General features: G+C 63.0%; 22 protein-coding genes. 3 read left to right on the forward strand and 19 right to left on the reverse strand.

Annotated elements, in window-relative coordinates:
• Window positions 1-921 precede the first annotated feature (921 nt).
• The 12 genes from sctU to sctW are packed head-to-tail and all read right to left on the reverse strand — an operon-like array spanning window position 922 to window position 11,670.
• Window positions 922-1,998: a type III secretion system export apparatus subunit SctU gene (gene sctU / locus QWI18_RS17695; protein ID WP_369319402.1), complete on the reverse strand. Its 1,077-nt coding sequence runs from the start codon at window positions 1,996-1,998 to the stop codon at window positions 922-924.
• A complete protein-coding gene (sctT, locus tag QWI18_RS17700) occupies window positions 1,995-2,789 on the reverse strand; it encodes a type III secretion system export apparatus subunit SctT (RefSeq protein WP_065989230.1) in 795 nt (264 codons plus the stop codon). The genes sctU and sctT overlap by 4 nt, the downstream gene beginning before the upstream one ends.
• The gene (gene sctS, locus QWI18_RS17705) at window positions 2,790-3,056 is read right to left on the reverse strand and encodes a type III secretion system export apparatus subunit SctS (protein ID WP_065989232.1); all 267 of its coding nucleotides are present in this window, start codon (window positions 3,054-3,056) and stop codon (window positions 2,790-2,792) included.
• Between the two features lie 7 nt (window positions 3,057-3,063).
• Complete coding sequence (gene sctR / locus QWI18_RS17710; RefSeq protein ID WP_065989234.1) at window positions 3,064-3,717, reverse strand: type III secretion system export apparatus subunit SctR; 654 nt, start codon at window positions 3,715-3,717, stop codon at window positions 3,064-3,066.
• Entirely contained in the window at window positions 3,714-4,190 is a 477-nt protein-coding gene (locus tag QWI18_RS17715) for a FliM/FliN family flagellar motor switch protein (protein WP_369319403.1), read from the reverse strand. Before QWI18_RS17715 ends, sctR begins: the two co-directional genes overlap by 4 nt.
• Window positions 4,180-5,079 carry a type III secretion system protein gene (locus QWI18_RS17720; RefSeq protein ID WP_369319404.1) on the reverse strand — a complete coding sequence of 300 codons (900 nt, stop codon included), beginning with the start codon at window positions 5,077-5,079 and terminating at the stop codon, window positions 4,180-4,182. Before QWI18_RS17720 ends, QWI18_RS17715 begins: the two co-directional genes overlap by 11 nt.
• Complete coding sequence (locus tag QWI18_RS17725) at window positions 5,076-5,630, reverse strand: type III secretion system HrpP C-terminal domain-containing protein (protein ID WP_065989235.1); 555 nt, start codon at window positions 5,628-5,630, stop codon at window positions 5,076-5,078. Before QWI18_RS17725 ends, QWI18_RS17720 begins: the two co-directional genes overlap by 4 nt.
• Window positions 5,627-6,082 carry a type III secretion protein gene (locus tag QWI18_RS17730; RefSeq protein WP_369319405.1) on the reverse strand — a complete coding sequence of 152 codons (456 nt, stop codon included), beginning with the start codon at window positions 6,080-6,082 and terminating at the stop codon, window positions 5,627-5,629. The genes QWI18_RS17725 and QWI18_RS17730 overlap by 4 nt, the downstream gene beginning before the upstream one ends.
• A gap of 4 nt (window positions 6,083-6,086) precedes the next feature.
• Complete coding sequence (locus tag QWI18_RS17735) at window positions 6,087-7,436, reverse strand: FliI/YscN family ATPase (RefSeq protein WP_065989242.1); 1,350 nt, start codon at window positions 7,434-7,436, stop codon at window positions 6,087-6,089.
• Window positions 7,433-8,413, reverse strand: a complete 981-nt coding sequence (gene sctD, locus QWI18_RS17740) for a type III secretion system inner membrane ring subunit SctD (protein ID WP_369319406.1) — start codon at window positions 8,411-8,413, stop codon at window positions 7,433-7,435. The genes QWI18_RS17735 and sctD overlap by 4 nt, the downstream gene beginning before the upstream one ends.
• Before the next feature lie 18 nt (window positions 8,414-8,431).
• Complete coding sequence (gene sctV / locus QWI18_RS17745) at window positions 8,432-10,567, reverse strand: type III secretion system export apparatus subunit SctV (protein ID WP_296313206.1); 2,136 nt, start codon at window positions 10,565-10,567, stop codon at window positions 8,432-8,434.
• Window positions 10,567-11,670, reverse strand: a complete 1,104-nt coding sequence (gene sctW / locus QWI18_RS17750; protein ID WP_192134504.1) for a type III secretion system gatekeeper subunit SctW — start codon at window positions 11,668-11,670, stop codon at window positions 10,567-10,569. Before sctW ends, sctV begins: the two co-directional genes overlap by 1 nt.
• Before the next feature lie 270 nt (window positions 11,671-11,940).
• On the opposite strand from sctW, the gene QWI18_RS17755 reads away from it, so the two are divergent.
• From QWI18_RS17755 to QWI18_RS17765, 3 genes are all read left to right on the forward strand, one after another.
• On the forward strand, window positions 11,941-12,492 hold the full coding sequence (locus QWI18_RS17755; RefSeq protein ID WP_065989250.1) for an RNA polymerase sigma factor: 552 nt from the start codon (window positions 11,941-11,943) through the stop codon (window positions 12,490-12,492).
• Between the two features lie 674 nt (window positions 12,493-13,166).
• Window positions 13,167-15,545 carry a type III effector HrpK domain-containing protein gene (locus tag QWI18_RS17760; protein ID WP_369319407.1) on the forward strand — a complete coding sequence of 793 codons (2,379 nt, stop codon included), beginning with the start codon at window positions 13,167-13,169 and terminating at the stop codon, window positions 15,543-15,545.
• Window positions 15,546-15,716: 171 nt separating this feature from the next.
• A complete protein-coding gene (locus tag QWI18_RS17765) occupies window positions 15,717-16,580 on the forward strand; it encodes a transglycosylase SLT domain-containing protein (RefSeq protein ID WP_369319487.1) in 864 nt (287 codons plus the stop codon).
• 129 nt (window positions 16,581-16,709) lie between these two features.
• Here QWI18_RS17765 and QWI18_RS17770 read toward each other — a convergent pair whose 3' ends face one another.
• From QWI18_RS17770 to QWI18_RS17800, 7 genes are all read right to left on the reverse strand, one after another.
• Window positions 16,710-18,002, reverse strand: a complete 1,293-nt coding sequence (locus tag QWI18_RS17770; protein ID WP_369319408.1) for a sorbosone dehydrogenase family protein — start codon at window positions 18,000-18,002, stop codon at window positions 16,710-16,712.
• Window positions 17,999-18,427, reverse strand: a complete 429-nt coding sequence (locus QWI18_RS17775; RefSeq protein ID WP_369319409.1) for a DUF2231 domain-containing protein — start codon at window positions 18,425-18,427, stop codon at window positions 17,999-18,001. The genes QWI18_RS17770 and QWI18_RS17775 overlap by 4 nt, the downstream gene beginning before the upstream one ends.
• A 197-nt stretch (window positions 18,428-18,624) precedes the next feature.
• Window positions 18,625-19,971, reverse strand: coding sequence for a TolC family outer membrane protein (locus QWI18_RS17780; RefSeq protein WP_296310035.1), 1,347 nt, complete (start codon window positions 19,969-19,971; stop codon window positions 18,625-18,627).
• 13 nt (window positions 19,972-19,984) lie between these two features.
• The gene (locus tag QWI18_RS17785; protein WP_369319410.1) at window positions 19,985-21,289 is read right to left on the reverse strand and encodes an HlyD family type I secretion periplasmic adaptor subunit; all 1,305 of its coding nucleotides are present in this window, start codon (window positions 21,287-21,289) and stop codon (window positions 19,985-19,987) included.
• Window positions 21,282-23,060 carry a type I secretion system permease/ATPase gene (locus QWI18_RS17790; RefSeq protein WP_369319411.1) on the reverse strand — a complete coding sequence of 593 codons (1,779 nt, stop codon included), beginning with the start codon at window positions 23,058-23,060 and terminating at the stop codon, window positions 21,282-21,284. The genes QWI18_RS17785 and QWI18_RS17790 overlap by 8 nt, the downstream gene beginning before the upstream one ends.
• Before the next feature lie 23 nt (window positions 23,061-23,083).
• Window positions 23,084-23,413 (reverse strand): AprI/Inh family metalloprotease inhibitor, encoded by a 330-nt coding sequence (locus QWI18_RS17795; protein ID WP_369319412.1) that lies wholly within the window; start codon window positions 23,411-23,413, stop codon window positions 23,084-23,086.
• 115 nt (window positions 23,414-23,528) lie between these two features.
• Window positions 23,529-24,944, reverse strand: coding sequence for a serralysin family metalloprotease (locus QWI18_RS17800; protein ID WP_192134489.1), 1,416 nt, complete (start codon window positions 24,942-24,944; stop codon window positions 23,529-23,531).
• Window positions 24,945-25,019: the final 75 nt, after the last annotated feature.

Below are 25,019 nucleotides of genomic sequence, written 5' to 3' on the forward strand. Positions count from 1 at the left end.
GGGGCGGCTCTCGCGGCATCCATGCCGCTCGGCCCACGGAGCGAGACCTGCGTTCAGCCTGCACCCAAGTCGCGATTGGCGGTGACTGAGCCTTTTGCGTAGGAAGATCAAAAGCGCGCTTACGCTTAGTAGGACCGGCTTTAGCCGGGAAGAGGCCAGTGTGGCCACCACCCATTTCACTGGATGCACGCGCTGCTTTTTTGTGGGACCGGCTTTAGCCGGGAAGAGACCCGCTCAGGCGCTGATATTTGATCGTTCCCACGCTCCGCTTGGGAATGCAGCCTGTGACGCTCCGCGTCACCTCCCGAGGGTAGATGCGCGGTGGAAATTTTCGGTCGGACGCCGGTCCTGTGGGAGTCGAGCTTGCTCGCGAATGCTGTATTGCAAACACCAACTATCCGGCGGATGTACCAATGCCTCGCGAGCAAGCTAGCACCCACAAATACGCGGCGTGTGGAAACGATCAGAGACGCCGCAAAATTGATGGCGCACCCACCGGCCTCTTCCCGGCTGAAGCCAGTCCTACGGGGAGCGCCGCCGGTCCCACTAAAAAGCAACGCGGACAACCTGTAGGACTGACGGTGCCTCCCGTAGGACCGGCTTCAGCCGGGAAGCCTTTGCCTTTGCTTTTGCTTTTGATCTTCTACGCAAGAAGTCCAAACGACACAAAACGCGACTTGGGTGCAGGCTGAACGCAGGTCTCGCGCAGTGGGTCGAGCCGCATGGATGCGGCGAGAGCGCCGTCAGGGCATGGATGCCCGTTCGGCGCGGGCCCACGGAGCGGGACCGGAGTGAGGGTACTCCGACGAAGGAGGAGCCCAACCAGGAGCACAAGCCCTTGGTTACTTGGGGCTTTATCAAGTAACTCGCCGAAGGCGAAACAGTCTGCCCCCAGGCAGACGCTGTTGATCTTGATCCTGATCAAACATCGTCAATTCGAATGACCTCGTACGGAACGTCCTCAAGCTGCCGCACGATCTGATAAATATTCGCCACCGCCAACAGCGTCGTGCGCGGGATGTACTTGCCGGCCTTGACCTTATAAAGCGTCCGCGCCAGCCAGATACTCTGCACCACCGGAATCCCCGCCTTCTTCGCCCTCGCAATCAACGCCAGCGCCTCATCATCCTCACCCTTGCAATGAATCTGCGGCAGCGGCGTCGTGCCCGGCCGGTAATACAACGCCACCGCATAATGCGTCGGATTCACCACCACCATGTCCGCATCCTCCACCGGCTTGGCCGGCGCAGTCGGTGCCTGGTTCAACAACTCATGGGCCAGCTGCCGACGATGCCCCTTCACGTGTGGGTCACCCTCGGCCTGCTTGTACTCCTTCTTGATGTCCTCGTGGCTCATCCGCAGCTTCTTCGCGTGGAAATACTTCTGCAGCGCAAAGTCCACCGCGCCGATGACCAACAGCAACCCCAGCGTCGCCCGCAAAATGTGCCGGAACACCTGCAACAGCGCATGCCAATACGTCGTCAGGTCCGTGCTCGACAGCAAAATCAGCGTGCCCAGCGACGGCTTCACCACCACGTACAGCGTCACGGCGATGGCCGTGGCTTTCAAAATGCTGAGCAGCAAGGTCGTCAGGCTCTGCGCCGAGAACATCTGCTTGGCGTGGGCGAAGGGGTTGAGCTTGTTGAAGTCCAGCTTCAATGCCTTGGGCGCAAACAGGAACCCGATCTGTATCCAGCTGCCCACCAGCCGCATCAGCATCGCGATGCCGACACTGCTCAGGATGAAGCCGATCAACACGCTTGCGCCCTCGCTGGCGACCTGCTCGACGGTGTGCATGAAGGGCTGGCCAACCCCTTTGAACGACAGGTTCAGCAAGTTCAGCAAGCGCGCGACACTTTCGTCCGCCAGGCCCAGGGTCACTTCGCTGACGACCAGCAGCACCAGTAGTTTGCTCAGGTCCTGGCTTTGCCCGACCTGACCCTTTTCGCGGGCGTCGCGCACCTGTTTGGGCGTGGCTTTTTCGGTTTTTTCGCTCACGGCATATGCACCAGTTGACCGAGCAAATGCTTCAGGTCGGCGAGTTGCATGATCTGGCCGTTGCCCAGTTCCAGCAGCGTCGGCAGGTAGATGAGCAGGAACGCGATGCCCGCCATGCTCTTGGCCGGCATGGCCAGGATCGACACGTTCAGTTGCTGCGCGTACAGGCCGATGATCGCCAGCGCGGCCTCGATCAACAGCAACAAACCAATGAACGGTGCGGCGTAGAGCATCATGTGCTGGAGGGTCTGGTTGAGCTGTTCGAGAAACAGGTCCAGGCCGTCGACAGTCATGCCGGGTAGCCAGGCGGTGGGCGGCCAGACCTGATAGCTGTCCCAGATCACCTGCGTGATCAGCGACAACCCGCCGGACAGGATCACCAGCATGATCAACGTTTCCTGAAACAGCTCGCCCAGCGGCGTCGCGTCAGGCCCCAGCGCCGGGTTCAGCTGACCGCCGCTCAAGGCGCCGCGCTGGCTGTCGAGCAGCGCGCCCACCGAGGCGAACATCCAGAACGGCGCGTACAGCAACAGGCCGAGGAGGGTGCCGAGTACGGCCTCTTTGAGCAGCAGCGCGCCGATGGAAAACCAGTCGTCATTCATCCCCGACAGCGCGCGGCTGATGCTCGGCGCCGGCACCATCGACACCACCAGCACCACCGCGTAACGCAGCGGGCCCTTGAGGTATTTGAAGCAGAATGCCGGCACCAGAATCATGCACGGCAGGATGCGCGCCGCCGCCAGGCCCATGCCCAGCATCAGTTCGAACAGGCCCTGGGCGTCGAAGGGCATCTAGTGCGCGCCGCCGGACCGGGCGATCAGGTCGAAGGCCAGGTTGATGAACTGGATCAACTCGACACCGATCCAGCGCCCGGTCATGGCCAGGGTCAGGCCGACGGCGGCGAGCTTGATGCCGAAGGGCAGGGTCTGGTCCTGGATCTGCATCAAGGCCTGCAGCAGCGAAGTGATGACGCCGACCAGCACGGCGACCCCCAACGGCGGCGCCGTGAGAATCACCACCAGAAACATGCCCTGCTTGAACAACGCCAGCGCTTCCATCACCGCCTCACATGTACGAGTAGAAAAGGCTGTCGAGCAGGCGCGTCCAGCCTTGCACCAGCACGAACAGCAGCAGTTTGAGCGGCAGCGAAATGGTCATCGGCGAGACCATCTGCATGCCCAGCGCCAGCAGCAGGTTGGAGACGATCAGGTCGATGACGATGAACGGGATGTAGATCAGAAAGCCGATCTGAAAACCGGCCTGCAACTCGGACAGGACGAAGGCGGGGACGGCCAGCAGCAGGTCGCTTTTGCTGGCCTGATCGGCCATGTCCTTGGGCCACATGCGCTGGGTGTTGTCGAGCAGGTGGGCAACGACTTCCGGGTCGGTGTTACGGCTCATGAACCGTTGCAACGGCTCGATGACGGTGTTGGCGCTGGCCTGCAATTTCTCGGTGCTGCCCATCTCCAGCGGGCGGTCGTGAACCCGCTGCTGGATTTCGTGGGCGACGGGGGCCATGACGAACATGGTCGCGGCCAGGGCGATGCCGTACAGCGCCATGTTCGGCGGCACTTGCTGCACGCCGATGGCGTTGCGGGTAATCAGCAGGGTCATGGAGATCTTGAGAAAGGCCGTGCAGACGATCAAAAGAAACGGAATCAACGACAGGGCGCCGAGGAACAGCGCCAGCATCACCGGGTTCATCCCGTCCATGATCATGGGCGGGACGCCATGCGGGTGATCTGCAGACCGAGCCGGCCCTCGACGCTGACCAGCTCGCCCTCCGCGACGATGCGATCGCCATGGCACAGGGTGGCGAAGCCCGGCGTGACGCCGTTGACCGGTAATACGGTGCCGGCAGCGACGCGGCGCAGGTCGCCGAGGGTCAGTTCGAGGCTGCCGCAGCGCAGGGTCAGGGCCAGCGGCAGTTGATCGAGGGAATCGAGGGAGGGGTGGATTTCTGTTGATTGAGGCTCGTAAGAATCGTCCGCGTAGCCAACGGCGGCGGTTTCATCCTGCCACTCGTTTTCAGTGGATTGATATTCGGGGGCGCCGTGATGTCCAGGGTCCTCAAAAGCTTCCCGGCTGAAGCCGGTCCTACTCTGATCCGGCGCCTGATTCAGCGGTGGCTCAATTGACTCATCGTCGGCAAGATCCTCGATCTCGTCTTCGTACAATTCTTCATTGACCATGTCCCAAGTCTTCCTCGTGGCTGAACCGTACATACAGCTGCTCTGCGCGGCTGTCCGTCTGCACTGCCCATTGCCGACCCGCCAGTTGCAGGCGCCCGCCGCCTTCCTCGTCGAAATGACACAAAGACGGCAGCAGCACGTCCCCCGGTTGCAACGACGCCAACTGGTCGAGGCTCAACGACAGCTCGCCCAGCACCAGCGGCTGGCGGATGGGCCAGTCCTGCGCGACGTTCTGCCGGTGCGGCTGCCAGTGGTGGCTGCCGAGCAGTTGCAGCATGACCCGCGCGTCGGCGCAGAGCTGTGCGTGCAACACCTGCGAACCCAGCCGCAGGTGCAATCGGCAGGTCATCGGCGCGGTAGCCGGGCGTTGGCCATCAACGGACAGCGCAGTGATATCGCTGAGTGGCCGCAAGGGGCAAAGCAGTTCCGCCAGTTCGGTATTCATGCGTTGATTCACCAATTGCCAGTACCACGGCTGGTGCTCGCCGCCGAGGGTAACCGGCAGTTCGCCCAGCAAACTGAGCACTGCTTCGGCGTCGCTCAGGGCGAAGGGGCCGATGGCGCTGTCGAACCAGGTCAGCGACGACCTGGTCCCGGCTGAAGCCGGTCCTGCCAAGGGCGGGCCATCCCGGTTTGCATCGTCGGCTATCAATCGCAGGGTCAGTTCGCCGCGCTGGCCCTGGGCGGTGTAGCTGCAGCTCACGCCGGCGCCCAGCAAACGCGAGGCCTCGGCGACGTCGGCGCTGACTTCCCGCAGTGTCAGCCGACTGAACGACGGGTTCCCGGCTAAAGCCAGTCCTACAGGGTTCGGGCGGCTGATGTTCAGGGGGTTCACGTCCAATCCAGCCATGTCCACGTTGCTCACGTCCGAATTTATATCCGGGTTCATGTTGCCGCCTCCTCGTGCAACGACAGATCAACGTCACAGCCCAGCGCCTGTTCCAGCGCGCTTTCGCAGTTGCGTTGATGGGGCTGCAAGCGTTTCAGCACGCCCCGTCGGGCGAAACCCAGCTCGATGCTCCACTGGTTGTCGCGCTTGTTGGCGTTGACCTGCACCTTGCCCAGATTGGGCATCAGCAAGGTCAGGCTCAACGGGCCGTCCGGCTGTTGGGGCAGGCGTTGGGCGAGCTCGTCGATGAGCTGCGTCGGCACGCCTTCAGCGGGGAACAACGTGCTGAAACTGCTGCCGGCGAAACCCGATTCGCTTTGATCTTCCGTCACCGGCGGCACCAGCAGTTGGGAGAAAAACATCCCGTCCGCACTCAACGACGCAGGCGAAGCGGATTCATCGCACAGCCGGCGCAGGCGTTCGGCATCGGCGCGACGCACGTTGGGCTGCGGCTGGCGCGTTTCACTTGGGGAAGCCGGAGAGGGCGTACGGGGCGGTTCAGCGCGGGGCTGCGGTTGCGGGCGAGGCGGGTGTTGCACCGGGCTGTTCATGACGATTCACCTTGTTCGTTGAGGGCCTCGGCCAGGCAGGCAAGTTTTTCCACGGCGCGTTGGGACGCTTTCGCCGCGTCTTTTGCCTGGGCCAGACGCTGCTGCTGTTCGTCGATACCCAACGCCTGGCGAGCCATGTCCTGGCGGATATAGGCGAGCCGGTCGAGCATGCGGTTTTCCTTCTCGTGCCAGCGTTCGAGGTCGTCCAGCGACATTGCTTTGTTGACGTGGGCGCTGCTCAATACCTGCCGGCGTTCACGCTGGTTATGGCGTTCCTGCGCGTAGGAATCGCGAGTCTGTTGCAGGTGTTCGTGCATCTGCTCCAGGGTTTTCTGCGCCTGCCGCTGCGCCCGTTCGGCGCTGGCCTGGCGATGCTGACGCAAAGGCGTGAGCACGCTGATGACCTGCTCCATGGCGAGGGTTTGCGGATCGACTTCGAGCGCTTCTTCCACGCGACTACTCCGGCAGTTGCGAGGTGAGTTGCATCAGTGCGGCCAGGGTCTCTTGCAGCGGCACCGGTTCGCGCAGGTCCTGGCGCAGAAACGCGTTGATCGGCTCGTTCAGCCGCACGGCGCAATCGGTCACCGGGTCGCTGCCGGGCTGGTATTCGCCCAGGCGCAGGAGCATTTCCACCTGCTTGTACGCGGCCATCAAGCGACGCAACCGGTTGTTCGCCTGCTGGTGCTCGCGTCCGGTGACGTTGCTGATGATCCGGCTGATGCTGGCCTGCACGTCGATGGCCGGGTAATGCCCGCGCTCGGCCAGTTTGCGCGACAGCACGATGTGGCCGTCGAGCAGCGAACGCACCTCGTCGGCGACCGGGTCGTTCATGGAATCCTGTTCGATCAGCACGGTATAGAGCGCCGTGATCGAGCCTTTTTCGCTCATGCCGGCCCGTTCAACCAGGCGCGGCAGCAGGGTGTAGACCGAAGGCGGCAGGCCGCCACGGCCGAGGGGTTCGCCGGCGGCAATACCGATCTCGCGCTGGGCCCGGGCGAACCGGGTCAGGGAGTCGAGCAGCAACAACACCTTCAGGCCGCGCTCGCGAAAGGCTTCAGCGATGGCGGTGGCGGTGAAGGCCGCGCGGGCGCGCTCCATGCTGGAACGGTCGGAGGTGGCGCAGACCAGCACCGAGCGTGCGCGCAAGGTGGCGTCCAGTTCGTGGTCGAGAAACTCGCGCAGCTCACGGCCCCGCTCGCCGATCAGGCCGAAGACGATGACGTCGCAGTCCATGTTGCGCGCCAGTTCGGCCATCAAGGTGGTCTTGCCGCAACCGGCGCCGGCGAACAAGCCGACGCGCTGGCCTTCGCCGAGCAGAATCGCGCTGTCGATGGCGCGCACGCCCGTGGGCAATGCCCGGCTGATCCGCGGCCGCTGGGTCGGCGGCAGGGCGTCGGCGATCACCGGCAGGGTCACGCGGCGATCACCGGGCCCGGCGAATGCGCCTTCTGAATCCCCCAGCAGCGGGCGACCGAAACCGTCGAGCACGCTGCCCAGCAAACGGTCATCGACGCCGATGCGGTGGGCCATGCCCAGGGGCCGGATGTGCGCGCCGACCTGAATCCCGTCCGGAGTGCCGAGGGCACTGAGCAACGTGCAGTCGCGGGTGAAACCGACGATTTCCGCGAGCATGGTGCTGCCGTCGGATTTGCTCACTTCACACAGGTCACCGACCTTGGCTGCGGGGATCTGGCACTCCAGCAAAATGCCGCTGACGGCACTGACACGGCCGCTGACTTTCACCGCCGAAAAGCCCTTCAGGCGCTGAAGGTGGGCGGATTTCCATTGATCCAGCGCCGCGTTCACCAGCTCACCTCGTAGTGGCGGTCGCCGTCGAACTGGATGCGGTTGTCATCGATGCGGGTCAGGCGCAGCCCGGCCAGTTCGTCGCCGACGTACAGCCGGCGACCGTCCGCCGTGACCAGGTGGGCGTGGGGCCCGGACATGATCTGCACGATGGTGAACGGCAGGCCACTGGTGCCGGCGGCGACGTTGTCGATCAACGCGACCGGCGTGTCATAGCGGTCCTTGAAACGCTGCAGCATGCGCTGATACACCAGCTGCGATTCCGGCTTGAGATTGCCGCTCAACGCCAGGCCCTCGGGCGTCTGCTCCACGGTGACGTCGCTCAGCAGTCGTTCGCTGAGCATGGTGTTGAGCTGGCGTTTGACGTCATGGATGCTGGTCAGCCGGATGCGCTTTTTGGCGGCTGCTTCGGTCGGTTTGCTCTTCTCGCTCGAAGGCCTGGCCTGCTGTGCGAGCTGCTGCGCAGGGGAGCTGATCGCCAGTTGCTCCGAAGCGGGTGCGGCGCTGCGGCTCAGGCTCCAGGCGCTGCCGGCAATGCCCAGCAACAGGCCGATGACCACGCCGGTGGTGCGGTTGAAGAAGCGTGAGCGAGACTCGACCTTCTCCAGCGGCGCGCTGGCCGGCGCTTCGGTCTGTGCCGTCTGTTCGGACTGCGCTTGAGGAATCACCGCCGGCAGCGAAGGCCAGGGGTCCTCGGCCGGGGACACGCACAGCCAGACCGAACCCAGCACAAAAGCGGTGTTGGGGGTGAGCAGGGTGCTCCCATGAAGGTGGCCTTCTTCATCGGCCACGGCGCCGTCGGCCGCGTCGAGCCGCCAGTCTTCGCCCTGGCGTTGCAGGCGGCAGTGCAGCTGTTCGACGCCGGGATCGTGCAGCGCCAGATCCTGATCGGCGTCAGCGCCAATGCCCCATTGCTCACCCACCAGCGGCAGCGCGGCGCCCTGGTGCAGGCCGGTCAATACGCGTAATTCAAACATGTGACGCTCTCCAGGCACTCAAGCGGCGTACTCGTTATCCAGCGCGTGCGGGTCGTCTTCGTGATCGCTCTCGAAGTCGTCTTCCAGGTCGAAGCGCCCCAGCACCTTGACCTGCGCCGCGTTGCTGATCTCGGCAAACGACAGCACCGGCACGTGATAGAACTCCTCCTGCAGCAGGGTGCGCAGCGGGCTGCGCAAATCCTGGGCGACCAGCAACACGGCGCGCTGGGCGCTGCGCAGGGGGAAGGCGATGTGCAGCTGCTGCACCAGCAGCTGGCTGGTTTCGTTGTCCAGCGCGAAGAAGGTTTCGGTCTGGGTCTGGCGCAGGCCGTCGCGCAGAATGCCTTCGCTTTCCGGCGTCAGGACCCAGACCAGCAAACCCTCAGGGCCGGAGTACTGGTGGTAGATCTGCGACTTCAGGGCGATGCGGACGTAGTCGGCGAGCACCGTGACTTCACGCTCGTGCTGTCCGTGCTCGATCAGGGTTTCGGCGATCACCCGGATCGCCCGCAGCGGCACGCACTCCGAGGCCAGGCGTTGCAGCACCGCCGAGAAGCGCGCCAGCGGCAGCACGCGCTGCATTTCCTGGGCAAGCTCCGGCTGCTCCGATTCCAGCCAGCCGAGGATCGCCTTGGTTTCCTGCAGGCCGATGAACTGCGGCCCGCACGACTGCAGCGCGCGTTCCATGCGCTCAATGATCAGCGTGGTCGCGTCGATGCGCTCGACGTCCCCATGCTGCAATTGCGGCGAATCGGTCGGCAGCCACAACCACTGAGCTTCTTCGCGCTCAACGCTGCCGTGCACGGCCGATTCCAGCGAGGCCGACTCCGGCAAGCCTTCTACCGAGCGCGCGTCCACCGCGACGTGGGTCTGGCTGAGCGTGGCCCGAAGCAGCGGCACTTCGTAAACCGAAAAACGAAACTCGTCCGGTGGCAGCAGCTCGCTGGTTTCGATGATGAAGGAGGGCAGGGTCAGGCCGTATTGCACCACCAGCCGGTTGCGTCGCTGACGGATTTCGCTGACCAGCGCTTCGATCTGCGCCGGGTTCTGGCTGGGGTGAAAATGCAGCACGAACTGGCGGCTGGGAGAGAAGGTGCGCAGGTCTTCGCGGCCGTTCATTTCCGGCGCGACGGCCACGGCCTGGGCAAGCTCGGCCTTGGGCTTGGCGCGGTGCAGCTGGAGCAGGCCGCCGACCCCGCAGATGATCGAGATGACCACGAACACCGCCGTCGGCATGCCCGGTAGTGCGGCGAATCCCAGCATGGCCACCGCCGCGATGATCCACGCCTTGGGCTGGCTGGTGATCTGCTCGGCGATCTCTCGGCCGATGTTGGCTTCGACGCCGTTTTCACCGCTGGGCACGCGGGTGATGATCATGCCGCAGGTGACCGAAATCAGCAGCGCCGGAATCTGCGCGATCAGGCCGTCGCCGATGGTCAGCACGGTGTAGACCTGCAAGGCGTCGCCGGCGGTCATGTTGTGCTGCACCACGCCGATGGCGATGCCGCCGATCATGTTGATCGCGACGATGATCAGGCTGGCGATGGCATCGCCGTTGACGAACTTCATGGCCCCGTCCATGGCGCCGAACAGCTGGCTTTCCTTGCCCAGTTCGGCGCGGCGTTTGCGCGCTTCGTGGACGCTGATCAGGTTGGCGCGCAGGTCACTGTCGATGGACATCTGCTTGCCTGGCATCGCGTCGAGGGTGAACCGCGCGCCGACTTCCGCCACCCGCTCCGACCCCTTGGTGATCACCAGAAAGTTGACCACGGTAAGGATCAGGAAGATCACCAGGCCCACCGCCAGGTTGCCGCCGACCACGAACTGGCCGAACGCTTCGACGATGTGCCCGGCGTCCTGGTTGAGCAGGATCAGGCGCGTGGTGGAGATCGACAGCGCCAGCCGAAACATCGTCGTCAGCAGCAGCACCGCCGGAAACGTCGAGAACGCCAACGGGCGCGGCAGGTGCATCGCCAGCATGATCAACAGGCACGAGATGCAGATGTTGATGGCGATCAGCACGTCCACCAGCCCGGTGGGCAGCGGCGTGATCATCATGAACACGATGGCGATGACCACGAACGCACCGACGATTTCCGAGCGGCGCATGGCGGCGTGCGCGATCGAATTGAGCAGGTTAATGACACGATCCATCAGGCGAGGCCCCCCTGGAGCTGGTTCTGTTCCTGCCGAGTCAGTTCGGCCATGAGAATGAGCAGGTTGCCCAAGGCGTTCTGGCGGCTTTTCAGGTCGCGCCAGAGCAGAATCGGCAGCTGTTGCAGCATGGGCCGCAGCCCGTTGAGAAACGCCAGTTGATGCTTGAGCTGGTTGCCGCCGATGTGTTGCGTCAGTTGCAGGGTTTCGCCCAGGTTCATGCCCTTGCCCGACAGCGCCAGCAGGTGTTTGAGAAAGGCCGCTGCATCCACTTGCAGCGCGGGGTTCTTGTTGCGCATGCGGCCCAGCAGATGCTCGCAACTGCGCAGCAGGGTGGTGACGTGCCGGGCGGTGTTCAGGCCATGCATCAAGGTGCGCAGTTGCTGCGGCGACGTAGACGGCGTGAGCGATGAAAGATCGTCGGCGAGGGCGCTGCGCATGTCCCGCAGGTTCAGCTCGAATTCGCCGGGTTCTTCCTGCTCGTTGATCAGCGCGTCGATCAGCCCGGTGATGTTCTGCTGCCCGGCCACCGCCACGCTGTAGAGGTTGCGCAGGGCACCGCGGCGCTTTTCCGAGGTCGGCCGGGAAAACGCCTTGGCGCTGTTGATGCCCGCGCGGGTGCGTTTGCCGTATTGACGGCGCAGTTGCTTGAGCTGCTGACTCAGCACCACGTGTTCGCCCATTTCGCCGTCGGCCTGGGCCTGCTTTCTCGCTGCTTGCAGCATCACATGGGCCTTGGCCGGGTCGCCGTCTGTGTAACTCAGAATCTGCGCGAGGCTCGACGCGTTCTGCTTTTGCAGCTGCTTGCGCAGGTTACGCGCGGCATCGTCGAGGCCTTTGTCCTGACTGCCCATCAACAGCTGATACAGCTCGCCCAGTTTCACCGCCCGCGATTGCAGGGCGTTGCCGCTGGCGAGCAGCTCCCGCTGGCTGAGGCTGCGGCTCTGCTGAACCAGCGCCGACGCGAAGCGCGCGACCTGTTGCGGCGAGGTGCCGTTGACGTTCGGCGGATTGACATGCAGCGGCGCGGGCGCCTGCGTTTTTGCCGGCGTGATCGCAGGGGGTTGCAATGCCTGTGGGGCAACGGGGGCGGCGATCTTCATAAGTCGGCTCTGGATGGCTCGGTTCGGGGCCTGGTCATGGGTCCTGAGTGGAGCGCGGCGGCAAACGGTTCCATCTATTTGTGCGCAGATGTGGGAGCAGACCGATCTGTGCCAAATCTCGTCCGAGAAACAGCGTGTTCGCGCAAAGATTTGCACAGTGCTGTGCCTGAAGATTTATTTATTCATCTAAATTCAATGGCTTATGGGTTTTTGAGGGGTGGCACGCATATCGCTATACGGCTAATACACTCAAAACAAGGAAGAGCCCTGATGTTTTCCAACCTTGCGATTCTCGACATTGACTCCCCCGTGCGCCGTCCCGCCCAAGGGATACGTCACCTGACCAGTGATCAGATCAAGATGATTCGCGGCTTCATTCAGAAGCGGGTCATGAACCCGGAAGATGTCGACGACATTCTGCAGAGCACCTTTCTGGAAGCGCTGCGCAGCGAACACAAGTTTCAACACGCGAGCAAACCCCAGACCTGGCTGTGTGGTATCGCGCTCAACCTGATCCGCAACCACTTCCGCAAAATGTATCGCCAGCCGTACCAGGAAAGCTGGGAAGACCACACCCATTCCGAACCCGATAGCCATGGCGACATCGGCCATCAGGTCGACGGCCATCGTCAGTTGATGCAGGCCGTCAGGGCGATCGGCACGCTGCCGTCGAACATGCAGCGGGTGATTGAGGTGTCGCTGGAAATGGACGGCAATTATCAGGAAACCGCGTCGTCCCTCGGCGTGCCGATCGGCACCGTTCGCTCACGCCTGTCCCGGGCCAGGGAACAACTCAAGCGGCAGATGGACCCGTTTGGCTGAGTGCCGAGTGGGACTGACGGAACGCGGACTTTGTGGGACTGGCTTCAGCCGGGAAGGCGTCGGGCGCCACGCCGCAGGGTTGATGGTGTTCACACAGGCCTCTTCCCGGCTAAAGCCGGTCCTACGCAAAGCACCGCGTGCATCCAGCGGGACTGACGGAACGCGGACTTTGTGGGACCGGCTTCAGCCGGGAAGGCGTCGGGCGCCACGCCGCAGGGTTGATGGTGTTCACACAGGCCTGTTCCCGGCTAAAGCCGGTCCTACGCAAACCATTGCGCGTATCCAGTGAGACTGGCGGCGCCGCCGAGTTGTAGGACCGGTTTAGCCGGAAAGGCGTCGGGCACCACGCCGCAGGGTTGATGGTGTTCACGCAGGCGTCTTCCCGGCTGAAGCCGGTCCCACTAAAGCAGATTGCGTGCATCCAGCGGGACTGACGGAACGCGGGCTTTGTAGGACTGGCTTCAGCCGGGAAGGCGTCGGGCGCCACGCCGCAGGGTTGATGGTGTTCACACAGGCCTCTTCCCGGCTGAAGCCGGTCCTACGCAAAGCATTGCGCGTATCCAGTGAGACTGGCTGCCCACTCGGTGGTTGGGAAACAAACTGCAACATTTATCGGAACCGACGCGGCGCATCAGCCACACAGTCGCTATCCCTCATGCCCGGATGACGACTTCATGCGTATCTCAAGCACACCCTACAACGGCGTTGCCCCTCAACCCGCCGGCGCCGATGCCGCCCTGGGATCGCCGCTGACCGACCCCAAATCGGCGCTGTTGCTGAAGGGCGGGGTCGATCCGAATGTGCGCTTCGGCGCCTCGACCCAGCCGTCCCCGGCGAACGGTGCATTTGCCGGCGGTAGCCCGTCAGGCAAGGCTCAAAGCACTGAACAGCAGCTGCTTTCATTGCTGAACCAGCTCACTCAGCTCTTCAAGGGCCAGGCGCAATCGTCGCCCGAGTCCGCCACCTCGTCGCCCGACGCACCCGCGCAGAACGCGCCCACCGGCGGTGCCGTTGCCACTGGCAACCCCCAGCCCGTGGCTCAAGTCAACGCCCCAGCACCCGCAGCCCCCGTCGAGGCGGCGAAACCCGCCGAAGAGCCGAAATCCACCGAAGCAGCGTTTCTCGATGACTCGAAATACTCGTCGCCCAAGGAGCTTGAGCGTTGGGCGCCAATGGTCGCCAACCTGCCGGCGGATCAACGCGATCAGGCCGCCAAAGAGCTGAACCGGCCCATCGCCGCTGCACGCATGGCCGCGGAAAAAGGCCCGGACGCGGCCAAGGCCATGGACTTCATCAACGCCAACCCGTCGCTGAAAACGGCGGTCGATACCGGCAAGCACGGCGGCAAAGCGGACGGCAAGATCACCGACGGCGACCTCAAGGCCTTTGCCAAGAACATGCAGAAAGCCGCCGACAGCGCGGACAAGGACATCTCCAACTACCAGAAAGACCATCCGGACGCCGACCCTCAATCCCTGGAAATGGTCCGCAGCGCTGCGATGATGCGGGCCAACGAACCCCTGACGAAAGCCGCCGACCCCAAGCATGCGCTGGGCGCCGACGGCAAAACCAAGGTCGACGGCCTGACCAGCGCCGACGGTCTCAAGGCGATTCAGAACGACAACCCCGGCCTGGGCGGGCCCTTGAAGCAGGCAGCGAAAACCTGGTCGCAGCCCGGTTTTCTCACCCAGATCGACCAGGGTGGCCTGAGCGGTCGCTCGCTGGCGGCTCACAGCCCGGACAAGTTGTTCAATGCCAAGAACATCAGCGACTGGATCAAGAAGCAGGCCCCCACCAACGGCGGCGAATTTGCCAGCGTGCTCAGCGATGCGGCCACGCTCAACTCAGTGGCCAACGTCGATATCTCCAAACTGGGGAAAGACGTCTTCGACAATCCATCGGCCTACAGCGGCGAGCAGAAAGCCGCAGTCATGGTCAAGCTGCAACAGACCCAGCAGAGCGTCGTCGCCGGCCAGGACCTGCGCAAGACCGGCAAGACCGAAGATGCGCTGAACGAAAAGATCGGCCAATTACAGGCCGATCCCGACGTGCAGGCATTTCTCGACAAACAGATACCGCAGCAGTCGCGGGCGCTGGTCGACAGTACGCCGTCGTTGCAGGAAGCCGTCACCCGGCAGATGCAGAGGGTCAACAGTGGCGAGGCCCTGCAAGCGGACCTGAGCACGGCCGACAAGGCCACCAAAAAAGACAAGCCGAACGCCGATTACAGCAGCGCCCTGGGCGGGTTGTCGGCGCAGTTGCAGATGCAGAAAGACCTGCTCGGCGACGACGCGAACGTGCCGACCGAGCAGCAGGTACTCGGCCAGCGGCCTGATCTGCAGGGCAAGATTCAGGATTCGTACGTGCGCAACTTCAGTGAAGGCGGCGCCGTCAGGCAGTTGCTCGATCAGAAGAAAGCCGATGGCGAAGAGGCGCTGCAGACCGCCGACGCGCAGAAGGCCGCCTACGACAGCGTCCTGCCGAACACCTTCGTGCAGAGCCAGCAATCGCGCTATGTGGATTCGACCTTCCACCATCTGGAAGACACCAAGAGTGGTCGCAAGGTGCTGGAAAACGCCAAGGGCGACAAAGACCATGCGCCGTCGATGGCGGCTCAAGTGGCCTCAAACATGGGGCCTTCAGCGCTGCGCTCGGTAGCAGGCTTTGCCTCGGTCTCGGACATGCTCGCCCGCGGCGACAAGACCGATGCCGCCAAGACGATTTACGACAGTACCAAGTCAGGCCTTTCGGCCGCCAAGACCGGTTATGACGCCGTGGCCAAATCCGCCGGACGTGCGGGGCTGGGCGAGGTGGCGGCGAAAGTCGGCGGACGCGTTGCCGGCATGGTCGTGGGTGAAGCAGCGGGCCTGGCGGCCGGTGCGGCCATTGGCGCATCCATTCCGGTGGTCGGCTGGATCGCCGACGCGGCCATGGCCCTGGGTTTCGGCATCTCCGCCATCATCGAAGCCGTCAAGAAGCACAAAGCCCAGAAGGCCTTCGATCACAACGTCGACCCGGTCCTCGATCAGTTCGGCATCCCCAAAGCCCATTGATGTTTCCTGACCCGAAAGAGGTAAGTGATCATGAGTATCGGTATTTCCCAGAATCAGCCATTGAGCAATCCCGCCGCCCACGCGGATTTTTCGTCCCTGAGCGGCAAGCCTGGCCAGAGTAATTCGCTGGGCGGTGGCGGCGGTGCCGGTCAGGCCCTCGACGCCAGCTCGATTCTCTTTGCCCATGCCGGGCAGTCCCAGGTCAACTTCGGATCGCCTGGAAACCAGGACTCGAAAACCGACGCCGCCAACCCCCTCGCCAGCGGTGCGGATCAGAATGGCATTGCCCAGCAGCTCATGGCGTTACTCCTGCAGTTGATGCAAATGCTGATGCAGAACAACCCCAATCAAACCGGTAATCCCGCTGCGCAGAACAATGCGGTGACTGGCGGCGGCGGGGGAGGCGGTGGTGGCGCGACCGAGGGGGCTGGCGGCGGGGGCGGCGCTGCGCAAGGGGCGGGCGGTGGTGCAGAAGGCGCAGGTGCCGGCACGGGTGCTGCTCAAGCCGCCGCTTCGCCTGCCGCCAGCACTGGCGCGGTGTCGAGCGACACCTCCCTCAGCGGCTCGGGGGATTTGCACTTGCCGCCCCAGCTTGAAGACTACCGCAAGGACATCATGGAGGCCTCAAGCGCCACCGGCGTGCCGCCGAGCATTCTGGCCGGGCAGATCTGGGCCGAGTCACGGGGTCAGTTGGGCCAGGACACCACCAACGTCAACGGCAAGACTGACGCCGGCGTGATGCAGGTCAACGCCGACACCTTCGCCGCCCTCAAGCGAGACAACCCCAAAGAGCTCGGCAACGCCGACGTCAACAACTCCCACGACAACATCATGGCCGGCGCGCTGTACATGCGCGACCAGAAGAAGGAGTTCGGTGACTGGGATTCGGCACTGCGTGCCTACAACTCGGGCCCGGACAAGGTCAACAAAGGCAACCTCGCGGACGCCGGCGGCATAGGCGATCCGAAGTACGTCGAGAACGTCATGAACTTCGCAAAAATCATCGAAAGCGGTCAGGGGCAATTGCCGGCCTGATCTTTGGCGTGAGTCCAAGGGGGAGCGGGGCGGGCGCGCGTCGCATTCTTCTCAATGCGAGAGTTCGTGAAAAAAGATGGCCTCATGTTGTAGATATCCAGGCAGGATTGCCCTGCCTGGAATCATGCTTCATCGATTGCGAGTGACCCGCCACACGGTGTTCGCCAGGTCGTCGGCGATTATCAGTGCACCGCGAGGGTCCACGGTGACGCCGACTGGCCGGCCGCGGGTTTTGCCGTCGGCACCCCGAAAGCCGGTCGCGAAGTCAATCGGCGCACCGTTCGGACGGCCATTGCTGAAGGGTACGAACACAACTTTGTAGCCCACCGGATTCTCCCGGTTCCAACTGCCGTGTTCGCCGATGAACACCCCTTCGGCGTACTTGTCGCCCATCGCCGGGATGGAAAAATCCACGCCCAGCGCAGCGGCGTGGGACCCGAGGCTGTAGTCGGGTTTGATGGCGGCAGCGACCATTTTCGGGTTTTGCGGCTGGGCCCGCGTGTCGACGTTCTGACCCCAATAGCTGTAGGGCCACCCATAAAATCCACCTTCGCGAACCGAGGTCAGGTAATCGGGTACCAGATCGGGGCCCAGTTCATCGCGTTCATTGACGACTGCCCATAACTGCCCGGTTTGCGGCTGGATGGTCAGCGCCGTCGGGTTACGGATGCCGGTCGCGAACGCCTTGTGAGCCCCAGTCTCGGCATCCACTTGCCAGACCCGCGCTCGGTCGAGTTCGACCTCCATACCGCGCTCGGTGACATTGCTGTTCGAACCGATGCCGACGTACAAGGTGCGCCCGTCGTCGCTGACGGCCAGTGACTTGGTCCAGTGGTGGTTGATTTCAGCAGGAAGGTCAGTGACTTTGATCGGCGGGCCGCCGGCTTTGGTCTGGCCTTCTTCATAATCGAAACGCACCAGTTCGTCCTGGTTGGCCACGTACAGTTTGCCGTTGGCAAACGCGAGGCCGTAGGGCGCGTTAAGGTTCTCCGCGAACACCGTCTTCGTCTCGTAGACGCCGTCACCGTCAGCATCGCGCAGCAAGGTCAGGCGGTTGCCGCCTTTGACCTTGGTGTTGCCTTGAGCTTTGATATAGCCGGCGATGACGTCCTTGGGTTTGAGCTTCGCGGCGCTTCCGCCACGGCCTTCAGCCACGAGAATATCGCCGTTGGGCAGCACGAGGGTCTGGCGAGGAATCTGCAGGTCGGCGGCGATGGCCGTCACGCTGTAACCCTCAGGGACTGTCGGCTTTTGATCGTCCCACAAGACCGGTTCTGCAATCTTCATGTTGGGCAAAAGGCCGCGCTGGGGGGCCGGCATTTTCGGATCAGGCCCCAGGGCCTGGGTGGCATCCCCTCCGTCACCGCAGCCGCTTAACAGCAGCGCCATGCTGATCGCGGTCAGTTTGATCGAGTGGCTCATTGTCCTTCTCCCGAACGGATGCTGGTGAGTCCCAGCCACGCCGTCACGCCAATCAACAGCGTGGTCAGTGCGGAGAGAATGAGGCCCGACGGCATGGTGGCGAAGGCATCCTTGGCGTGTTCGAAGGCGTTGACGAGTCCCAGTGCCCAGGTCACCACCAACAACACGAGGTACACCACAGGGCGCCCGGCTTTGCGATCGGCCCGGATCAGATTGACCAGCGCGAACAGCACGGCGAGTCCGCAGAACACGAGCCCCCCGGCGATAAGCCAGGAGGCGAAGTTGCTCCATTGAATCTGGTAGGTCTGAAAGTAGGTGATGTCGCTCAGCAATGCGCCGAGAAACAGCGGGACGGTGCCGGCAAGCAAGATCGCGTGTAGCGGGCCTGGCGGGCTTCGGTAGTCAAGATGGGCGGTAGTATTCACGACGGCTCCCTATTTTACTGATGCTTACGCTGTGCAGATGAACTGACCCATCAGGGCCGCGCAGGGTGCGCATGGTTTGGGATCAACTCCCAAGGAACATAGTTCACCGCATTTAGGCGTCATGCATATGCAGTTACAACTGCCGTTCTGGTGGCCAGCTGAGGTGAACCGGACGTTACCCGTACGGCCACTGATGCTTAGCGATACGGCCGTCCCGCGCCAAACGCCTCATCGACCCGCGCCAGCTGCTCGGCGGTCAAGGTGCCGGCGTAGTAATGCAGCTTGATCCAGGCCATCAAGTACTCATATCGAGTCTTCGCCAGGTCCTGACGGGTGCTGTAAAGCTGTTGTTGCGCATTCAGTTCGTCCAGGTTGACCCGCTCGCCGCCCTTGATGCTGTATTGCGTGGACACCACCAATGCCTCCGCCGACGCCAACGCCTTGTCGTAAGCGCGAATCTTCCGTACGCCCGTAGCGCAAGCGTTGAACTGGCGGCGCAACTGGATCAGCGTCTCACGGGTTTTGCCCTCAAGGTCATACTCCGCTTGCTCCAGGCTACGACTGGCCTGGCGGCTGGAGGCGCTGACGCCACCCCCGGCGTACAGCGGCAGGCTGATTTCAAGGCCAATGGTGTTGGTGTCGTAACGCTGGTTGTAGGTGTTGCCGCTGTCGGATTCCATGCTGCGCACCGTGGCGTAGGCGTTGAGCTTGGGCAGATGCCCGGCGACGTTGCGTTTCACCTCCTGGTGCGCGACTTCCAGCAGCTGGCGCTGGGAGGCGAGGTCGGCGTTCTCACTCAAGGCGATGGCATTCCACGCCTCGTACGTGGTGGGCGTCAGGGCCAGGAAGTTGAACGGCGTCCGCAGGGGCGCCAGTTCGTCGATGCGCACCTCGGCCACGCCGATCAAGGCCCCCAGCTCACGCAATGCAGCGTCTTGCTCATTCTGCGCTTCGATTTCCTCGGCACCGGCCAGTTCGTAACGGGATTCGGCTTCCAGGATGTCGGTTCGGGTGCCTTCGCCCTGATCGAACATCTGTCGGTTTTGCTCGAACTGCCGCTCGAACGCTTTCTTCTTTGCCTCGGCAATCTCGATCTGGTCGCGACTGAACAGCGCCTGGCTGTAAGCAGACAACACCCGCACCAACAACTCCTGACTCTTGCCTCGAAAGGCCTGGTCGGCAAACAACGCCTGTGCCACGCCCTTGCGATAGTTGGCGTAGGCCTCGTAGTCGATGATCGGCTGCTGCACGCTCAGGGTTGAACCGAAACTGTTGTAGTGACGGTCCTCGCGGGAGCTGGGGCGATCGTCGCTTTTGTACGTGGCCCTGGAGTCGTTGCGTCCCTTGTTGTAATTCCAGGCCACTTGAGGCAACAGCCCGGCACGGCCGATATTCCGATTCTCCAGCCCCGCGTCACGCTCCTTCATGGCGCCGAGAAAGACCGGGTCGTTACGCAAGGCCTGCTCATAAACGTCAAACAAACCCATTGCCTGGGCCTGCATGTTGGCGCTGATCCACAGCAGCGCTGCCAGCCAGATTTTCATGTACCGAAACATCCTATTCCTCGGTCAGTGCCATGCCTGCGCGATCCATCAAAGGCTTGAACAGGTAATTGAGAAGAGAGCGCTCGCCGGTGCGGACGAACATCTGCGCCGGCATGCCGGGTTTGATCACCAAGCCCTTGAGTGTGGCCAGCGCCTGGTCGGTGACGGTGCTGCGCACGATGTAATAGGGCTGGCCACTGCGCTCGTCGAGTAACTGGTCGGCGGAAATCAGGCTCACCGTGGCGTTCACCCGGGGCGTACGGCTCTGATTGAACGCGGTGAAGAGCACATCCACCGGCAGCTGTTCGGCCACCTTGTCGACCATGTTCACCGGGAGGTGGCCTTCGATCTCAAGGCCCTCGCCCTGGGGCACGATTTCCAACAGCGATTCACCGGCATGCACCACCGCGCCTTCGGTGTGCACCGAGAGGTTCACGGCGATGCCATCGGCCGGGGCGTTGATTTCACTGTGGGTCAGGCTGAATTGTGCCGAAGCCAGTTGCTGGCTTAGCGTGATGCTTTTCAGCTCGGCATCGGCCAGTTGCCCGCGCACCTCCTTTTGGTACTCCTCGACACCTTGCTGCAGGCTCAGCCGCGATTGCTCGATCTGCTGAGCGACCCGCCCTGTGTCGCCGGTGTTCTGTGCCAGATCCCGTTGCACCTGGGACAGTTGCCGGTCGTAGTCCATCAAGCGGTTGCGGGCGATGTAGCCGCGCTCGGCCAGCGGCCGTAGGTTCTCCAGCTGCTGGCGCAACGACTCGGCCTGGGCCTGAAGGTCATTGCGCGCCTGGCGCATCCCGGCGAGTTGGGCAATGCCACCTTCGATGGTTGCATGGATGCCTGCCTGGGATCGCTGAAACGCCTGGTGCCGGCTGCTGAACAACTGCCGCTGGCCTTCCAGCACACCGAGCAGCTGTGCAGACGATTTTTGTAACAGGGCCTCGGGAAAGCGCACCTGCACACTGCCGTCGCGCTCGGCCTGGAGCCTGGCAATGCTGGCCAGGGCCAGTTCGTACTGGGCGCGCAACGATTGCACGTCGGCCTGCACCTGGGTGTGGTCAAGCTGGAACAGCGGTTGGCCCTGATGCACCAATTGGCCCTCGCGCACCAGGATGCGACTGACCACGCCGCTGTCCACCGATTGCACCGCTTTGCGCTTGCCCGAGACCACCACCGTGCCAGGCACTGCAATGCCTTGGTCGAGCGGGGCAAGTGCAGCCCAGAGGAAAAAGCTCCCGGCACCGAGCAGGGCCAGCCACCAGCCTGCGCTGACGAAAAACTGTGCGCTGCGCTCGGGTTTGAGGATGTGTTCATTCATGGCGCTGACCTCCTTGCTGCGCGCCGAGCTGGCGACTGGTACTGACCCCTTGCATCCCATGCGGCCTTTCGGGCGCAGGCTGGGCTCCGGAGAGCGCCCTCAAGACATCACCCGCGGGACCGAACAATTGCAGACGTCCGTCGTTGAGCACCAGCAGGCGGTCTGCCTGATTCAGTACGGCTGAGCCATGGGTAATCAGAATCACCGTGCAACCGCGGGCCTTGAGCTGCGCGATGGCAGCGGCCAGTGCGGCCTCGCCGTTGCTGTCGAGGTTGGAGTTGGGCTCGTCGAGCACCACCAGTTTCGGCTCGCCGTACAGCGCACGGGCCAGCGCGACGCGCTGCTTCTGACCGCCGGACAGCCCGGAGCCGCCGTCGCCCAATTGCGTGTCATAGCCTTGGGGCAGACGCAGGATCATTTCGTGCACCCCTGCCAGTCGTGCGGCGGTCACCACCTGGTGCGGATCGGCGTCGGTAAAGCGTGCGATGTTGTCGGCGATGCTGCCGCTGAACAGTTCGATGTCCTGGGGCAGATAACCGACATGGGCGCCCAGCGCGTTGCGGTCCCATCGGTGCAGCTCTGCACCGTCCAGACGCACCACCCCGGCCAGGGGTTGCCAGACCCCGATCAACACCCGGGCCAAGGTTGATTTGCCGGAGCCGGATGCACCCAGCACACCCAGGGTTTCTCCGGCATTCACGGTGAAACTCAGTTGCTGCAGCGTCACGGTGGTCCGCCCCGGTGGCGCGGCGCTGATTTGCTCGACACTGATATGGCCGGTGGGAGCGGGCAGGGGCATGGGCGCTGGACGCTCGGGATGGGCGATCAGCAGGGCGTCGAGCCGCTGCCAGGCCAGCCGCGCGGAACTCCACTGTTTCCAGACCGCGATGAGCTGATCAATTGGGGCCAGCGCACGACCCATGAGGATGGAACCGGCGATCATCATGCCGCCGCTCATCTGGCCTTCGATGACCAGCAGTGCACCCAGCCCCAGCACCAGCGATTGCAGGCACAAACGCAGGCATTTGCTGAACGAACCGATCAGCGCGCCGATGTCGCTCGCGCGGTTTTGCCGCTCCAGAAAACGGCTGTGCAAGGCGAACCAGCGCTGGCGCAACGGCACCAGCATGCCCATGGCCTGGATCGCTTCGGCATTGTTCAGGTGGCTGCCGGACAACTGGCTCGATGCCACGGAAAAGTGCCCGGCCTGGGCCAGCGGCTTGCGGGTCAGCGTTTCATTCAGCCAGGCGAGGGCGATCAGTGCCAGCGCACCCACCGTGGCAAACACGCCCAGCCAGGGGTTGAACAGAAAGATCACCGCCAGGTAGATGGGGAACCACGGCGCATCGAAGAAGGCGAACAATGCCGGGCCGGTTGCGAACTGCCGGACCAGGGTCAAATCGCCCAGCGCCTGTGCGGCATTGCCTTCGCCCTGGCTGAGGTTGCGTTCGAAAGCCGCCTGGTACACCTGTAGGTTGAGGCGCCGCTCCATATCGCTGCCGATACGGATCACCACAAAGCTGCGTATGGCTTCCATGAGCCCGATGAACATGAAAAAGGCGACCACCATCACGGTCAGCATCGCCAGTGTGGTTTCGTTTTGCGATGACAGCACCCGGTCGTAAACCTGCAGCATGTAGACCGAGGGCACCAGCATTAACACGTTGATCAGCGCGGTGAAGGCGCCGATGCTGAGCAGGATGCCTTTATAGGCCTTGAGCGTGGCCCACATGGGCGCGCGCGGCAGGGGGCTTGGCCGGCCTTGGGTCATGGGGGTTCATCCTTGAAAAAGAGTCAGGAGCGTGGGGTGGCGCTGGCGGGTTCGCGTTGCAGCAAAAGGGTGCGGCCATCGGGCAGTTGGGCCATGTAGAACCCTTCTCGCTGGCGACCCATGTGCACCAGGAGTTCGTCGTGGTCGTCGACCAGCGCGATGCCATCAGGCGTCGGGTACCAGGTTGCCGCTGTGCCGCCCAGCCAGTGACCGGCGCAGGCCAGATCTCCGGCGAGCCCCCCGTCCTGTTCCTGCAGAATCAACTTGCAGGGTTTCTGCGCATCGTCCTTGGGGTAAAACTGCCAGGGACCGGCCAGTTCGGCGGGGCTCGCGAGACGTAGGCTGCTGGCCATGAGGGGTGCTCCGCTTAAGGTGAAAAGCGTCGTGAACAGACACGCCGCGGTCTTCCAATTCATTGATCTGCTCCGGGTCAGGCGGGGACGGCGCTCGCACGCCGCCCCCTCAGGCTTAAACCACGATGTCAGTCGTGGCGGCCTGGCCTACGGTGTTCACCATGAAATCGGCCGCACGGTCGCCCGTGAGGTCGATCGACAAGGTGCTGCCAGTGCTGATCTGGGACAGCATGGCCTGACCTGCCGTACCGCTGAACGCACTGACGAACGTCAGCGGGATGTGGCTTGTCGCAAACTCCGGCATGGCCGACAGATCGATTTTGTCCTGACCGCTGACAAAGTCCATGAGCTGGTCCGGCGCCGACGGCCGTGAGTCACTGCTGGCCGCGAATACAAAGGTATCCGCGCCCGTACCACCCCACAGTTTATCGGCACCGCCGCCACCGAAGATGATGTCGTTGCCGGCACCACCACGGAGTTCGTTGGCTGCGCTGTTGCCAATGATCAGGTCATTGCCCGAGCCGCCGATGGCGTTCTCGATGACCACACCTTTGGCAATGGACACGTTGCCCACCAGGCCGCCGACATCCGAAAACGAAGCCTCGTTGAGGTTGATTTTCTGGCTGCTGGTGTAGCCGGAGAAGTCCAGAGTGTCCTTGCCACCGCCATCCCATACCGCGAACACCAGCTTGGACGACGAGGACGTCGCCGAGTAGTAGTCACGATCTGCTGTGGAGTTGAAGCCGTAGGTGGTGTCTGCGGCACGTGTCGCGAGATTGGCACCGTACAGCTTTTGTACGGCGGCAATATCGTCGAGCAAGGGTGCCGAGGCGTAAGCCCCTTTGGCGTTCTGCCCGGTGTTGGTTTCGCTCCAGTAGCTCATCACGCTGTAGCCGCGAGTGTCCTGGGCATAGGTGGCATCGGCATAGGTCGGGTTGCCGTTGCCGGCGTTGTAATCGCCGGGGTGCGACAGGCCCAGGGTATGGCCGATTTCGTGGGTCAGGGTCTGGCGCCCGTAGTTGCTGGTGCCAGGGTTGGCGTTGACCTGATAGCCGTTGTTGATCATGTACCAGGACTGACCTGCATACGAGCCGCTATCAGGGAGGTAGGCAAACGCCGCGCCGCCGTTGTCACCGCTGTAGTTGCCGAACGTCATGTGCCCGTCACCGCCGGAATTGGCTTGGGTGAAGGTGACTTTCGCGACATCGGCCCAGGACTGCATCGACAGCTTGGCCTGGGATTGTTGCAGCGCCGAAAAGGCGCTGAACGTGCCCAGGGTGCGATCGAAATCGGCGGGTCGGCTGGTCAGGAAGGTATAGGTCAACTCGATGGTGCCGCTCTTGTTCGAGTCTGCCCATGCGGCATGGTCGCGCAAGATGTAGTCGGCTGCCTTGTCCACCGTGTACGACGGTTTTCCGTTGATCGGGTTTCCGCCTCGATCGTATTGGTGGCTGAACGTGTTGATCTGGTTGTAGGCAGAGCTTGGACCCTGCGGCGTGACGCCGAGGGCATTGAGTTTAAGTTTCGACATTCAGACATATCCTTGTCTGCGTGAAAAAAAACGACCGAATGACCTCAGGTGCGAGGTCATCCAATCACTCGCTTG

This window comes from Pseudomonas sp. W2Oct36 (assembly GCF_041060465.1).
In the GTDB taxonomy this organism is placed as follows: domain Bacteria; phylum Pseudomonadota; class Gammaproteobacteria; order Pseudomonadales; family Pseudomonadaceae; genus Aquipseudomonas; species Aquipseudomonas graminis_B.